The 13,644-nt window shown below is 74.2% G+C and carries 9 protein-coding genes; 5 read left to right on the top strand and 4 right to left on the bottom strand.

Annotation, left to right across the window (positions count from 1 at the left end; genetic code table 11):
- Positions 1-1,104 (top strand): iron-containing alcohol dehydrogenase (locus ATM99_RS17630; protein WP_062104103.1); only part of this gene is annotated, 1,104 nt, incomplete at its 5' end.
- Positions 1,105-1,176: 72 nt separating this feature from the next.
- On the top strand, positions 1,177-1,629 hold the full coding sequence (locus ATM99_RS17625; RefSeq protein ID WP_062104102.1) for a GatB/YqeY domain-containing protein: 453 nt from the start codon (positions 1,177-1,179) through the stop codon (positions 1,627-1,629).
- Between the two features lie 119 nt (positions 1,630-1,748).
- On the opposite strand, the gene ATM99_RS17620 is transcribed toward ATM99_RS17625, so the two are convergent.
- Positions 1,749-3,176 carry an MFS transporter gene (locus ATM99_RS17620; RefSeq protein WP_082660012.1) on the bottom strand — a complete coding sequence of 476 codons (1,428 nt, stop codon included), beginning with the start codon at positions 3,174-3,176 and terminating at the stop codon, positions 1,749-1,751.
- Positions 3,177-3,524: 348 nt separating this feature from the next.
- Here ATM99_RS17620 and ATM99_RS17615 point away from each other — a divergent pair, with 348 nt between their 5' ends.
- Both ATM99_RS17615 and ATM99_RS17610 read left to right on the top strand, forming a co-directional pair.
- On the top strand, positions 3,525-4,493 hold the full coding sequence (locus tag ATM99_RS17615) for an ATP-binding cassette domain-containing protein (protein WP_062104101.1): 969 nt from the start codon (positions 3,525-3,527) through the stop codon (positions 4,491-4,493).
- The gene (locus tag ATM99_RS17610; protein ID WP_062104100.1) at positions 4,490-5,293 is read left to right on the top strand and encodes an ABC transporter permease; all 804 of its coding nucleotides are present in this window, start codon (positions 4,490-4,492) and stop codon (positions 5,291-5,293) included. The genes ATM99_RS17615 and ATM99_RS17610 overlap by 4 nt, the downstream gene beginning before the upstream one ends.
- A 24-nt stretch (positions 5,294-5,317) precedes the next feature.
- Here ATM99_RS17610 and ATM99_RS17605 read toward each other — a convergent pair whose 3' ends face one another.
- The 3 genes from ATM99_RS17605 to lysX are packed head-to-tail and all read right to left on the bottom strand — an operon-like array spanning position 5,318 to position 10,788.
- Positions 5,318-6,445 (bottom strand): esterase family protein, encoded by a 1,128-nt coding sequence (locus tag ATM99_RS17605; RefSeq protein WP_150118355.1) that lies wholly within the window; start codon positions 6,443-6,445, stop codon positions 5,318-5,320.
- Positions 6,446-6,489: 44 nt separating this feature from the next.
- Positions 6,490-7,347 carry a hypothetical protein gene (locus tag ATM99_RS17600; protein WP_062104098.1) on the bottom strand — a complete coding sequence of 286 codons (858 nt, stop codon included), beginning with the start codon at positions 7,345-7,347 and terminating at the stop codon, positions 6,490-6,492.
- A gap of 24 nt (positions 7,348-7,371) precedes the next feature.
- Positions 7,372-10,788 (bottom strand): bifunctional lysylphosphatidylglycerol synthetase/lysine--tRNA ligase LysX, encoded by a 3,417-nt coding sequence (lysX, locus tag ATM99_RS17595; RefSeq protein ID WP_082660014.1) that lies wholly within the window; start codon positions 10,786-10,788, stop codon positions 7,372-7,374.
- 300 nt (positions 10,789-11,088) lie between these two features.
- Here lysX and ATM99_RS17590 point away from each other — a divergent pair, with 300 nt between their 5' ends.
- Positions 11,089-13,569, top strand: a complete 2,481-nt coding sequence (locus tag ATM99_RS17590; RefSeq protein ID WP_062104097.1) for a glycogen/starch/alpha-glucan phosphorylase — start codon at positions 11,089-11,091, stop codon at positions 13,567-13,569.
- The last annotated feature ends 75 nt before the right edge of the window (positions 13,570-13,644 follow it).

The raw sequence follows: 13,644 nt of genomic DNA, 5'->3' as shown, positions 1-13,644 counted from the left end.
GTCGACGAGCTCGCCGATGCGGCGGACGGGGTCGGCGGCGGCCCGCGGCGGCCCCGCGTGCTCGTCGTCGCGGGTGGTTCCGCCGACGTCGACGCGCTCACCGCCGGGCGCGACGCGCACGTGTGGCGGCACCGGGGTGAGCCCGACGTCGAGGCGGTGCGCGCCGCCGTCGCGCACGCGCGCGAGGTCCGCCCGGACGTCGTCGTCGGCTGGGGCGGCGGGTCGGTGCTCGACCTGGCCAAGTGCGTGGCCGTGCTCGCGCCGGGCGACTCCGACGTGCTCGACCACCTCGAGGTCGTCGGCCGCGGGATGCCGCTGCCGGACGGTGCGCTGCCCGTCGTGGCCGTGCCGACCACGGCCGGGACGGGTGCCGAGGTCACCGCCAACGCACCTGTGCGCGTGCCCGAGCGGGGCGTCAAGGCGAGCCTGCGCGGCCGCGCGATGCTGCCCGCGGTCGCCGTGGTCGACCCGGAGCTGACGTTCGGCTGCCCGCCCGCGCTGACGGCGTCGTCGGGTGCCGACGCGCTCACGCAGTGCCTCGAGGCGTGCACGACGCCGCGGGCCACGCCCCTGACCGACCCGCTCGCGCGCGACGGGCTCGTGCGTGCCGGGCGCAGCCTGGTCCGGGCCGTGCACCACGGCCACGACGCCGACGCGCGCACCGACCTCGCGATCGCGGCCCTGCTGTCGGGCATGGCGCTCGCCAACGCGAAGCTGGGTGCCGTGCACGGGCTGGCCGCCGCGCTCGGGGGGCGCCTCGGCGCGCCGCACGGGCAGGTGTGCGCCGCGGTGCTGGCCGCGACGACGGCCGCCAACGTCGCGGCGCTGCGTCGGCTGGGCGACGCGGGTGCGTCGGGGCTCGCGCGGTACGACGACGCCGCGGCCGCGCTGACCGGGCGCCCCGCCGCGCGCGCGGACGACGCGGTCGCGTGGCTCGCCGAGACCGTGACGGCGCTCGACGTGCCCGGGCTCGGCGCGCTCGGGCTGGCCGAGGAGGACGTGCCGGCCGTCGTCGCGGACGCGCTCGCGGCGTCCAGCACGCGCGGGAACCCCGTGACGCTCACCGTGGAGGAGATGACGGACGTCGTCACGGCGTCCTGGTGACGGTGCGACCTCGGGCCGCCGTCCGCCGCGAATCATGAGGCGACGCCCCGTCCGCACCGCGAGGATGGGGGCATGAGCACCCTCGACCGACTGACCGCCGACCTCACGACCGCCCTCAAGGCGCGCGACACGCTGCGCACCAGCACGCTGCGCCAGCTCATCGGCGCCGTGCGCCACGAGGCGAAGGCCGGGCCGGTCGAGCGCGAGCTCACCGAGGACGACGTGCTGACGGTGCTCGCGCGCGAGGCCAAGAAGCGCCGCGAGTCCGCGCAGATCTACGCCGACGCCGGTGCCGCCGACCGTGCCGCGACGGAGACCGCCGAGGCCGACGTCGTCGACGAGTACCTGCCGACCCGGCTCACGCAGGACGAGCTCGTGGCCCTCGTGGACGCCGTCGTCGCCGACACGGGGGCGTCGAGCATGAAGGACATGGGCGCCGTCATGAAGGAGGCGACGGCCCGCGCGCAGGGCCGTGCCGACGGCAAGGCACTCAGCGCGCTCGTGCGCGCCCGCCTCGCCGGCTGACGCCCCGCCTCGCCGGCTGACGCCCCGCCGGGCCGGCGGCCCACCGGGCTGCTCCGGCTGACGCCCCGTGCGGTGCGACCTCCTCGAGGCCGCACCGCACGGGGCGCTCCCGCGTCCGGTCAGCGCTGCGACGTGGACGCGTCGGCCGGCGTCCCCTCCACGCCGGTCCCGTCAGGGGCGGGCCGTGCGGTGCCGTCGGACGCGTCGGCCGCGGCCATCGCGCGCCGGCCCGACGGCAGCGCGACGCTGACGACGACCACCACGAGCAGCGCGACGCCCGCGGCGACCAGGAGCGACTCGACGGAGTGCCGGTCCGCGAGCGGCCCGAAAACCGCCATGCCCAGCGGCATCGCGACGGCCATGACGACGCCGACGAACCCGAACACGCGGCCCTGCCGCTCGGGCTCGACCGTCTCCTGCAGCACGGTCATCGTGGGCGTCGAGAAGAACGGCACGCCCAGGCCGATGAGGAACATGAAGCCGAAGAACACCCACATGTTCGTCGACAGGCCGAGGCCCACGTTGAGGACGGCGAACAGCAGGGTCGTCAGCACGACCATGTGCACGCGGTTGCGCAGACCGCCCCACCACGCGACCGCGACGCCGCCGAGCGTCATGCCGACGCTGAACGCCAGCTCGTTGGCGGTGAGCTTCCACACCTCGTCGCCGAACGACCGCACGACCATGAGCGGCGTGAGGAACGACGGCGCGACGATCAGCACGAACACGACGCCCCACAGCAGCAGCACCCACCGCACGAACGCGTGCGTGACGACGTACCGGACCCCGCCCACGAGGTCGGCGAGGTAGCCGCGGACGCCGGCCTCCTGGTCGGTGCGCACGAGGCGCGGCACGGGCACGAGCAGCAGCAGCCCGATGCCGACGAGCGCGGTGACGACGTCGACGAAGAAGATCGCCTCGATCGACGCCCACGCGTACAGACCGGCCGCGACCGCGGGCGCGAGCAGCATCATGGCCGACTGGATGGTGCCGTTGACGCCGTTGACGCGCATGAGCTTGTCGGTCGGCACGATCTGCGGCAGCAGCGAGCTGACAGCCGGGGTCTGGATCCCGGCGCCGGCCGAGCGGATCGCGGCGGCGACGTACAGCAGCCACAGCTGGTCGTAGCCGGACAGCATGAGCACGGCGAGCGCGAGCGTGGTCGCGGCGATCGTCGCGTCCGCGCCGATGATGAGCCGGCGCCGGTCCAGCCGGTCGGCCCACACGCCGCCGAACACCGACACGACGGCCTGCGGCAGGAACCCGACGGCGGCGTACACCGCCATGACGGTGCCCGAGCGCGTCTGCAGCGTGAGGTGCCACATGATCGCGTACTGCACGAGCATCGAGCCGAACAGCGAGAACGTCTGGCCGGTGAGGAAGACCGTGACGTCGCGGCGCCAGCGCGGGCGGGCCGCGGCCGTGAGGGGGGCGTCGGTGAGCGGGGCGTCCGGTGCGGCGTCGGCCGTGACGTCGGCGTCGGTCCCGGCGCCGGTGCGGGTGGGCGGTCGGTCGTCGGGCGGCGGTGCGGTCGCGGGCGTGGTCATGGGGCGTCCTCGGTCGTGGCGGTACGGGCGCGGGTGCGTCGGGCGTGCCGGGCGGCGGGTGGGAGGTGGTGCGCGGCGGTGCCGGTGGGTGTGCAGTGACGGACCTGCGGCGGCGCCGGGACTCACCGGGCCGTGCCACCGCGTCCGCGGCGCCTCCGTGGTGCGCCCGTGGCGGGCCGCGACGGCGCGGGGTCGTCATCCTGACCCACCCGGGCCCGCGCTGTCAGCGGCTTTCGCCGCGTCGGTGTCGGTGGTCCGCGCGACCATCGTGCGCAGGGCCGCCGGGCCCGACGAGTTCGGGGTGCGGCGCCGGTCGGTACGCACGTCACGACGACCACGGGGAGAGCGATGACGGCGACCATCACCGCACGGGGGCTGGTGAAGCGGTACGGCCAGGTCGAGGCGCTGCGCGGCCTGGACCTGGACGTGCCGCAGGGCACGGTGCTGGGCCTGCTGGGGCCCAACGGCGCGGGCAAGACGACGGCGGTGCGGATCCTCACCACGCTGCTGCGTCCCGACGAGGGCACGGCGACCGTCGCGGGTGCGGACGTGCTGCGCGACCCCGAGGAGGCGCGCCGCCGCATCGGGCTGTCGGGGCAGTACGCGGCGGTCGACGAGAACCTCACGGGGGCCGAGAACCTCGAGATGATCGGGCGCCTCTACGGCTTCCCGCGGCGCCGCGCCCGGGACCGCGCGCACGCGCTGCTCGGGCGGTTCGACCTGGCGGATGCCGGCGGACGCCCCGCCAAGACGTACTCGGGCGGCATGCGGCGCCGGCTCGACCTCGCGTGCGCGCTCGTCGCCGAGCCGCCGGTGGTCGTGCTCGACGAGCCGACCACGGGCCTGGACCCGCGCAGCCGGCTGCAGATGTGGGACGTCATCGCCGACCTCGTGCGTCAGGGCACGACGCTGCTGCTCACGACGCAGTACCTCGAGGAGGCCGACCGGCTCGCGGACGACATCGTCGTCATCGACCACGGCCGTGCGATCGCGCGCGGCACGGCCGACCACCTCAAGGCGCAGGTCGGCGGGCAGCGCGTCGAGGTGCTGCTCGCCGACGCGGCCGACTCCGGTGCGGCCCGCGCCGCGCTCGCGGCCGTCGCGGCGGCGGACGACGACGTGCACGCCGACGGCGACGGTCGGGCGCTGTCGGTCGCGGTGGCCGACGGCACGCGCGTGCTGCGCGCCGTGCTCGACCGGCTCGACGCCGACGGCGTCGCCGTCCTCGAGGCGGGGCTGCGGCGCCCGACGCTCGACGACGTGTTCCTCACCCTCACGGGCCGCACGGCCGACGACGTCCAGGAGGAGACGCGATGAGCTCGCTCGCCCGCACGGTGACCGACACGCACGTCGTCGCCAAGCGCAACCTCATCAAGATCCTGCGCGTGCCCGAGATCCTCGTGGCCGTCCTGATCTCCCCGATCATGTTCGTGCTGCTGTTCGCGTACGTGTTCGGCGGCGCGATCGACCCGGGCGACGGCGTGAACTACCGCGAGTTCCTCATCCCCGGGATCTTCGCGCAGACCGTCGTCTTCGGTGCGACGTTCACGGGCGCGGGCATCGCGGAGGACATGCAGAAGGGCATCATCGACCGCTTCCGCTCGCTGCCGATGTCGCAGTCGGCCGTGCTGGCCGGGCGCACGCTGTCCGACGTCGTCTACAACGTGCTGTCGCTCGCGATCATGGCGCTCACGGGCCTGCTCGTCGGGTGGCGGGTGCGGGGGTCGTTCGTCGACGCGGTCGCCGCGTTCGCGCTGCTGCTCGTGTTCGCGTACGCGGTGAGCTGGATCATGGCGCTCGTCGGCGTGCTCGTGCCGAGCGTCGAGGTCATCAACAACGCGTCGTTCATCGTCATCATGCCGCTCACGTTCGTGTCGAACGCGTTCGTGCCGCTCGAGTCCTTCCCGGGGCCGCTGCAGCGGGTCGTCGAGTGGAACCCCGTCTCGACGCTCACGCAGGCGTGCCGCGAGCTGTTCGGCAACACCAACCCGAACGCGGCCGTGCCCGACGCGTGGTCCATGCAGCACCCGGCGCTCTACACGCTGCTGTGCGTCGTCGTGATCCTCGTGGTGTTCGCGCCGCTCGCGATCGCGCGGTACCGGCGGACGTCGCGCTGACGGCCCGGTGCACCGGCTCCGCGATCAGCCGGCCGTGGCGGTCGGCGCAGGAGTCGAGCCCCCGGGAGCCGTCCAGCCCACCTGGTCGACGATCCACGTGATCGCGTCCGGCGCCATGGCCTGCGCCGTGGCCCAGTCGTGCTCGCCGACGTAGTCGCGGACCTGCACGGGCAGACCCTGCTGGGTGAGGGCGTCGGCGATGCGGTGCCCCTCGGTGACGTCGTCACCGCTCGGGATCCCGATGAACACCGGCAGCCGCTCGGAGTACGTCGTGCGGCCGATCACCTCGAGGGGCTCGTTGGCGGCCAGGGCCGAGTCGGAGGCGTGCAGCGCCGGGGCCTCGGGGACCAGGTAGGGCATGAGCGAGACGACGCCCGCGAACGTGGACTGGTGTCGCAGCCCCACCAGCAGCGAGCCGAGGCCGCCGGCGCTGATGCCGCCGACGACCCGGTGGGGCTGGTCCGGGACCGTCCGCAGGTGGGTGTCGGCCCACGGCACGACGTCGGACACCAGGAAGGTCTCGCGCAGCGCACCGGGTGCAGGCATGTCGACCGGCTCGTCCGTGGCATCCAGGTCGAGGTCGGGCGACACGACCACGACGGGCGGGATCGTACCCGCGTCGATGAGCCCGTCGAGCACCTGGTCGAGGTGCGCGGCCGTGAACCAGTCGGCGCCCGTGCCGGGCGATCCGTGCAGCATGTACAGCACGGGGTACCGCGCGCCCGTGTCCTGCGAGTAGCCCGGCGGCACGTACAGGTAGGTGTCGGAGTCGGGCACGCCGCGCGAGTGCGACGGGACCGTCACGTCCCACGTGCGACCGGCCGTCGCGGTGGTGGGCGTGGGCGGGTCCGCGGGCTGGCCCGCGGCCAGCGCGTCGGGCGCGTCGCCGACCGCCGTCGCACCGACCGTCGCGATCCCGCGCCAGTCGCTCACGTACCCCGTCGCGACCCCCACCCCCAGCAGCCCGGTCGCGGCCGCGAGGGTCAGGCACAGCAGGCCGCCCGTCACGGCCAGCAGGCCGGCGGGGTGCCGGTGGCGCCGGCGGCGACGCACCGCCACGACCAGCAGGACGGTGCAGGCGACGGTCAGCAGCGCGGCGACGCCCACTGCCGTCCACCCCTGCCACGAACGGTCGAGGATCGCGACGTGCACGGCCACCTCCGGGACTGCGGACGCCTCGGTGACCCGAGGACGGCTCAGGGTGCGCCGGTCTCCTGGGAGTCCTCTGGGCGGTGGCCGGGAGCATCCTGCGGGGGAGCCTCGGCGGCGACGCTCGCCGGGCTCGTCGCGAGGACGACGCACGCCGCGATCGCGAGCACCAGCGCGGCGACCACGGGCACGGCCCAGCCGGCGCGCACCGTGTCGCCGAGCACGGCGACGCCGACGATCCCCGGCACCACGACCTCGGTGACCGACAGCACCGCGGCCATCGACCCGGCCGACCCGCGCTCGAGCGCCCGCAGGTAGGCGAGCACGCCGACCGCGCCGCACGCGACGATCGCGATCGCGAGGGGCTGCAGCACGGTGTCGAGCAGCCCGCCCGACGCGTGCGCGCCGCGCGCCGCGATCGCGGCGCCCGAGTACCCCAGGCCGCCGAGCGTCGCGAGCAGCAGCGCACCGCCCCGCGCGTACGCAGCCACCGTCGCGGCCACGAGCACGCCCGACGCGACGAGCATCCCGGTGGTGAACGCGGGCGGCGGCGTCACCGCGGGCTGCTCGCCCGAGCCGGCGGCGAGCACCACGAGCGCCCCCACCACGGCGACGACCGACACGACGTCCCGCCCGCGCGTGGCCGCGCCCAGCACGACCCGCGCGAGCAGCACGACGACCACGACGGACGACGCGAGCACGGCCTGCACGACGAACAGCGGCAGCCGGTCCAGGGCCACGAGCGACAGCAGCCACGCGGCGCCGTCGAGCACGAGGGCGCCGACGACCAGCGGCTGGCGCAGCGCCGTCAGGCCCTGCGCGCGTCGGGTCGCGACGGCCTGCATGACCGTGCTCACGCCGTAGCCGACGGCCGCGACCGTCGCGGCGAGCAGTGCGAGCACCATGCGCGTCCCCTTCCGTGCGCCGCGTCAGCGCCGGCCGGACGGCCGCACGAACGGGAACGCGAGCGTGTCCCGGATCGACCCGCCGACGAGCATCATGACGACCCGGTCGACGCCGATCCCGACGCCGCCCGTGGGCGGCATCGCGAACTCCAGCGCCGACAGGAAGTCCTCGTCGACCTCCATGGCCTCGGGGTCGCCCGCGGCCGCGAGGATCGACTGCTCGGTGAGGCGGCGGCGCTGCTCGACGGGGTCGACGAGCTCGGAGTACGCGGTGCCGAGCTCGGCGCCGAACGCGACGAGGTCCCACCGCTCCGCGAGCCGCGGATCGTCGCGGTGCCGGCGCGTCAGCGGCGAGGTCTCGACCGGGAAGTCGGTGTAGAACGTCGGCTCGACGGTCTGCCCCTCGACGAACCGCTCGTACAGCTCCTCGACGAGCGCGCCGTGCGACTCGTCGTCGTCGAACGCGACGTCGTGCGTGCGGCACAGCTCGCGCAGCTCGGCCAGGGGCAGGTCCGGCGTCACCGGGGTGCCGAGCGCGCGGGACACGGCGTCGTGGACCGTGAGCACGGGCCACTCGCCGTCGAGCCGCACGACCGTGCCGTCGGGGCGGTGCGCGACCGGCTCGCCGTGCACCGCGGTCGCCGCCGCGACGACCAGGTCCCGCGTGAGGTGCCGCATGGTCGTGTAGTCGCCGTACGCCTGGTACGCCTCCATCGACGTGAACTCGGGGTTGTGCGTCGCGTCGACGCCCTCGTTGCGGAAGTTGCGGCCCAGCTCGAACACGCGCCCGACGCCGCCGACCATGAGCCGCTTGAGGAACAGCTCGGGGGCGATGCGCAGGTACAGGTCGAGGTCGTAGGCGTTGATGTGGGTCGTGAAGGGCCGGGCGTTCGCGCCGCCGTGGATGCGTTGCAGGATCGGCGTCTCGACCTCGATGAACCCGTGCTCGACCAGCGAGGACCGGATGGCCCAGACCGCGGCCGCGCGCGAACGCAGCAGGTGCTCGGCGCGGTCGTTCATCGCCAGGTCCATGTGCCGCAGCCGGACCCGCGCCTCCGGGTCGGCGAGGCCGCGGTGCTTGTCGGGCGGGGGCGTGAGGGCCTTGGACGCCATGCACCAGGAGCGCGCCAGCAGCGTCGGCTCGCCCGAGCGGCTGCGGACCGGCGCGCCCGTGACGGACACCTGGTCGCCGAGGTCGACGACGCGGCGCCACAGCACGAGGTCGGCGGACCCCGAGGCCGTGAGCATCACCTGGAGCTCCGCCCCGCCCTCGCGCAGCACCGCGAACGCGACGCCGCCCAGGTCCCGCAGGCGGACGACCCGCCCGACGACCGCGAGCTCGTCCGCACCCGCGACGGGGCTCGTGGTCCCGGGCGGCACGGCGGCCAGCATGTCGCGCGCCGCCCGGACCGACGCCGTGCGCGGCACGCCCACGGGGTACGGGTCCATGCCGGCGGCCTGCAGCACGTCGAGCTTGGCGTGACGCGTGCGCTGCTGCTCGGTGAGCCTGCGCGGCGGTGCCGTGACGGCGAGCAGCTCCTCTTCCTGCGCGACGACGGCCGCGGCGAACGCGGGGTCGTGCAGCTCGGGGGAGCGGTCGGATCGGTCGTCGGCGCTCGTGAGCCAGCGAGGGTTGCGCGGCAGGAACCCCTCGGCCTGCCCGAGCGCGAACACGACGCGCGTGAGCTGGCCCGCGGCCTCGTAGCACATGAGCCGCGGCTCCCAGTCGGGCAGGTACTTCTCGTTCGAGCGGTAGAGCTGCTCGAGCTGCCAGAACCTCGACGCGAGCAGCAGCACGCGGCGGTTGAACCGCTGCACGGGCGTCGCGCCCACGCGCTCGCCGACCTCGAACGTCGAGCGGAACATCGCGAAGTTCATCGAGACCTTCTCGATGCCGAGGTCGCGTGATGCGGCGGCGAGCTCGGCGACCATGAGCTCGGTGACGCCCGCGACCGCGCCGGGCGAGCGGCGCATGACGTCGAGCGAGAGCCCGCGGCGGCCCCACGGGACGAACGACAGCAGGCCCTGCACGGCGCCGTCGGCGTCGTGCGCGGTGACGACGACGATGCGCGGGTCGACCGGGTCGCCGAGCCGCTCGAGCGCCATCGAGTAGCCGCGCTCCTCGCCGTGCCGCCAGCGGTCGGCGTCGCGCACGAGCGCGGCGAGCTCGTCGGCGGGGATCGCGGCCTGGCGGCGCACGCGGACCTCGTACCCGGCGGCCCTCCCGCGCTCGACCGCGCGCCGCACGGGGCGCAGCGCGGGGTTGGTGAGGTCGATGCGGCGGGTCACGACGACGGCCTCGTCGCCCATGGGCACGGGGTGCAGGCCCGCGTCGCGGTAGGTGCGGGCGCCGGCCTCGGTGGTCGACGTGACCGCGGGGATCCAGCCGTGCTGCCGCGTGTGCGCGAGCCAGCGCTCGACGGCGGCCGGCCAGGACTCGTGCGCCCCGACGGGGTCGCCGGCGGCCAGGCTCACGCCCGACACGACGCGGTAGGACACGGCGGCGCGGCCGTCGGGGGAGAACACCGCCGAGCGGTCGTCGCGGGTCGCGAAGTAGCCCAGCGAGTCGTGCTCGGGGTCCGCGAGCAGCAGGCGCCGCACCGCGAGCGCGTCGGCCGCGCGCTCACCGGCGGGGCTCGCCGACGAGCGCAGGAACACGGCGATGCCCAGCAGCAGGCCGGCCGCGGAGACGAGCCCGACGAGCGCGCCGACCCACGCGGGGCCGTGACCGCTCGCGACGACGCTCGAGTGGATCCCGAGCACGTGCGACAGGCTCCAGCCGAGCCGGTCGCCCTGCGTGGTGAGACCGGCGGGGTCGAACTGCAGGAGCGTGTAGGCGAGCGCGGCCGCCGCGAGCGCCGTCGCGCCGGTGACGAGCACCGCCCGCCACCACGCGCCGCGTCGCAGGCGGGCGGGGAACGCGCGCCGCGCCGACACGAGGACCGCGATGATCGGCAGCGAGAAGCAGAACGCGACGACGTCGCGCGTGGTGACCTCGAGCTCGTCGAGGGTCGCGGAGCCGGTCGCGACCAGCACGAGCGTGAGCACGCCGATGAGGGCGACCGGCAGCTGCCAGACGACCACGACGAACCACACGGCGGCGCGCAGCCGTCGCAGCACCCCGGACGCGACGACGCCGACGAGGATCGCCGAGAAGAGCCCGGGCTGCGCGGGGATGTTGGTCATCGACAGCACGTGCCCGACTGCGCGGATCTGGTGGGGCCAGAACGGGAACAGCACGAGCGTGACCAGCAGCCAGAGCGCGTACGCCTGCAGCACGCGGCCGGTGACGTGCGCGACGCCGCGCGCCCAGCGCGACGCGGACGCCGTGCCCGGGTCGCCCGCGTCGCGCGTCGGCTGCGCCGGACCGCGGGGCGCGGGTGCGGGTGCGGGGGTGTCCTCGCGTCCCGACGGTGCCGGCTCGGTCGACGTGCGCACCATGCGCGACACCCCAGTTCGATCACCCGGGGTGCGGTCGCGCGGCTGCGGACGTCGGTCGCCCCGGTGGGCTGGTCCGCTGCGGACCGCCGTGAGGGTCAATCTGCCCTTCCGAGCGAACCTGTGCAACGAGACGTCCGCCCAGGTCGCGTGCGGGACGGCGCCCCGCGCGGCCGGTGCGTCGCGGTGCGCGACGGCGGGTGCCCGACTCGCGGAGGTCCGTCGCGACCGTCCGCATCCGTCGACCCGCGTGCTGGACGGGCGGCCTGGCCGTGGGCCCGCGCGGCAACTACCGTTGCGCAAGTGACTGAGAATCGTGCCAACGGCACCGCGCCGGTGACCGCCCCCCAGCACTCCGTCGAGGGCTTCGTGAAGGAGTTCCTGCGCGAGCTCCACTTCGGGCAGGGGGTGACCGTCGCGCGCGCGAGCGTGAACGACCAGTACCTCGCCCTGGCCCGGACGGTGCGCGAGTACCTGATGGCACGGTGGCTCGAGACGCTGCGGCGGCAGTTCGACGCGCAGGCGAAGTCGGTGGCGTACCTGTCGGCCGAGTACCTGCTGGGGCGTCAGCTCGACAACGCGCTCATCGCGACCGACCTCACCGACATCGTCGAGGAGGGCCTCGCGTCGCTGGGGATCGACCTCGCGACGCTCCGCGAGCAGGAGGTCGAGCCCGGTCTCGGCAACGGCGGCCTCGGTCGGCTCGCCGCGTGCTTCGTCGACTCGCTCGCGACGATGAGCGTGCCGTGCATCGGCTACGGCATCCGCTACGAGTACGGCATCTTCCGGCAGACGTTCGTCGACGGCTGGCAGGTCGAGCAGCCCGACACGTGGCTGTCGCTCGGCGCGCCGTGGGAGTTCCCGCACCCCGAGCACTCGGTGCCGGTGCACTTCGGCGGCCACACCGAGACGTACGACGACGGCGGCGTCGAGCGCACGCGCTGGGTGCCCGCGTGGGACGTGCTCGGCGTGCCCTACAACTACATGGTCCCCGGCTACCAGAACGGGCGCGTGAACACGCTGCGCCTGTGGAGCGCGCGCGCGACCAAGGCGTTCGACCTGCAGATCTTCAACTCGGGCGAGTACGTCGACGCCGTGCGCGCGCAGACGTTCGCGGAGAACATCTCGAAGGTCCTGTACCCCGAGGACTCGACGCCCCAGGGCAAGGAGCTGCGCCTGCAGCAGCAGTACTTCTTCGTCGCGTGCTCGATCCGCGACTTCGTCGAGAAGGTCCTGCCCGAGGACTTCGACCTGCACGACCTGCCCGAGCGCATCATCTTCCAGCTCAACGACACGCACCCCGTGATCGCGGTGCCCGAGCTCATGCGCATCCTGGTCGACGAGAAGAAGTGGGACTGGGACGAGGCCTGGGCCGTGACCCAGAAGTGCTTCGCCTACACGTGCCACACGCTGCTGCCCGAGGCGCTCGAGGTCTGGCCCGTCGAGCTGCTGGGCCGGCTGCTGCCGCGGCACCTCGAGATCATCTACCGCATCAACGACGACTTCCTGGCCGAGGTCGCGCAGCGGTTCCCCGGGGACGAGCTGCGGCTGCGTCGCATGTCGATCATCGCCGAGCACCCCGAGCGGTCCGTGCGCATGGCGTACCTCGCGACCGTGGCGGGCGCCAAGGTCAACGGCGTCGCCGAGCTGCACAGCCAGCTGCTGCGCGACAAGGTGCTCCCCGACTTCTCGGAGTACTGGCCGGACAAGTTCACCAACGTCACCAACGGCGTCACGCCGCGACGGTTCGTGCGCCTGGCGAACCCCGCGCTGTCCGAGCTCATCACCGACGCGGTCGGCCCCGGCTGGGTCACGGACCTCGAGCGGCTGCGCGAGATGGAGCCGCTGGCCGACGACGCCGAGTTCCGCGAGCGGTTCCGTGCCGTCAAGGCGCACAACAAGGACCGGCTCAACGCGCTGCTGGAGCGGCGCGACGGCATCACGCTGCCGACCGACGCGATGCTCGACGTCATGGTCAAGCGCCTGCACGAGTACAAGCGCCAGACCCTCAAGGTGCTGCACATCGTGTCGCAGTACGAGCGCATCGTCAGCGGCGAGCTCGACCCGACCAGCATCCCCAAGCGCGTGTTCGCGTTCGGTGCCAAGGCCGCGCCGGGCTACAAGATGGCCAAGCAGATCATCGGGCTCATCAACCACGTGGGCGCGGTCGTCAACACCGACCCGCGCGTGCAGGGTGCGCTGACGGTCGTGTTCCCGCCCAACTACAACGTCACGCTCGCCGAGACGCTGATCCCCGCGGCCGACCTGTCCGAGCAGATCTCGCTCGCGGGCAAGGAGGCGTCGGGCACCGGCAACATGAAGTTCGCGCTGAACGGTGCGCTGACGATCGGCACCGACGACGGCGCGAACGTCGAGATCCGCCGGCTCGTGGGCGACGACCACTTCTTCCTGTTCGGGCTCCTGGAGCCGCAGGTCGAGCAGGTCGTGGCCGCCGGGTACGAGCCGTCGCGGTACTACGAGGAGAACCGCACGCTGCGCCGCGCGATCGACCTCATCGCGTCGGGTGCGTTCGCGAACGGCGACCGCAAGGTGTTCGAGCCGATCGTGTCGAACCTGCTGCACGAGGACCGGTTCCTGGTGCTCGCGGACTTCCAGGCGTACGTCGAGGCGCAGGAGCGCGTCGACGCCGCGTACCTCGACACGGAGGAGTGGACGCGCTCGGCGATCCTCAACGTCGCCCGGTCCGGGTTCTTCTCGTCCGACCGGTCCATGTGGGACTACATCGACCGCATCTGGCACGCGCAGCCGGTCGTCGCGCGCTGACCTGCCGGCCCCGGTCGCACGACGGTCCCGCACCCACCGGGTGCGGGACCGTCCGACGTCCGGGACCTTCCGTCA

The organism is Cellulomonas sp. B6 (assembly GCF_001462455.1).
GTDB lineage: Bacteria > Actinomycetota > Actinomycetes > Actinomycetales > Cellulomonadaceae > Cellulomonas.
The sequence above is the reverse complement of the archived record's forward strand: the minus strand, read 5'-3'. Positions and strand labels throughout refer to the sequence as shown.